Below are 1551 nucleotides of genomic sequence, written 5' to 3' on the forward strand. Positions count from 1 at the left end.
AACACGAACCTCCCTGCCCCTATGCCACACCACCAAACCATCCCTGTTGCGCACCACCAGACCGAAAACACCAGGAACAGTCTCCCCCGTCTCAAACGCCGCCTCCACAACCGCATCCTCCGGCCGGCCGAAAAACACACCAGAGACACTGCCATCACCACGCCTCCGCACAACGTGACGCACATCAGCCAAATCAAGCTCATCAACACCTACCAACCCAGCCAACGGAACCGGACTGTCCACAGTCCCCACCACAAGACCCGACACCCCGCCGGACACCCCCGCGCCTTCACCAGCGAGACCACCACCCTGCACAGCCACGGCATCAGCCAACCCACCCTGTTCGGGATCCGCCCGCAGGCCGGCGGAACTGGCGACATCGCCGGCACCGGACTGCTCCACCGCACCCGGCAGAGCCTCCCACCCCTCCCGCACCGCGCTTTCGGTGAGCAGGCCGTCGGACAACAGCGCGACACTCGCCGGACTGTGACGATCATCAGCCCTGCCCACACCAAGCCTGCTCGCCACCTCACCAATGCTCGTACCGTGCAAACCATTGGCCCAGCCAATCAACAGGCCACGCAAATACGAGGACACAGGATCGGACTTTTTGCGTGGAAGCGAGATCGGGTGACCCTCGTTCTGCAGAACGATCAGATTACCCCGCTGAGTACCCGGCCCGTATCCATCAGGCCGCCACCTGACAATCCGATCCACCACCTCACCCGGCAACGCCTGCCGCACAGATCGATGCGCCTGCAACCACTTCTCCATCCACGACGCGTCGACCACACCACCGAACGCCCCGATAACCTGATCCAAGGTGTAACGCGGCCTTCCCCCCTCAACCTCGGACAGCATGCCCACAGCCAACTCACGCATCGCCTCCGTCGAAGGATGCAAGACAAACCCGGGCAACGCACTGGAAGCCAGCGAAACGTCACGACCTCGCAGTGACGCCACAAACTCCGGGAGAGTTCTTCGCCCTTCCTTCTCCTCAGGACGGAACTTGATAATCGCACCCCGCACCTTCGGCGGCAACAACACCGCCGACATCCGCGCCCGCCAATCGTACACAAAGTCGAGCAATGACTGTGCATTGATCTGGACGCCGCTGACTTTGATGATCTCTTGCACCGTGTAAGGTTTTCCAGTGACCGGGTCGTCAAGCTTGCTCATTTTCCAGAACCATTCACTGAACAGCCCGCGCGTCAGCTCGGACACGAACGTGCCGTTCGTCCTGCGGTCCAATGAGACCGCACCTTCCGGCCTCCTTCCGATCCGGCTGATGGCATCCGTGAACTTGTCACCCCCATCCGGATCGGGACGCCACCCCGTCAGCTCCAGCCGCACCTCATCCGGCAACGACACATCCCCGGAGGACTGCGGACCCTGCCACCGCGTTCGCACAGCGTCTTCCGTGAAGAGCCTGCCGGAAAACATGGCGACAGTCCCTGGGGTGTAATCGCGGCCCACTCCGCCCGCACCGAGGGTGCTCGCCACCTCGTCGACAACCGCATCATGCATGCCATCGACCCATCGACCGACCAG

General features: G+C 62.5%; 1 pseudogene. It reads right to left on the minus strand.

Going from position 1 to position 1551, the window contains the following annotated elements:
- Window positions 1–1527 (minus strand): annotated as a pseudogene (locus IEZ09_RS45850) (hypothetical protein); the annotation flags it as partial.
- Between the last annotated feature and the right edge of the window lie 24 nt (window positions 1528–1551).

It is taken from the genome of Lentzea flava, assembly GCF_014648475.1.
Lineage (GTDB): Bacteria > Actinomycetota > Actinomycetes > Mycobacteriales > Pseudonocardiaceae > Lentzea > Lentzea flava.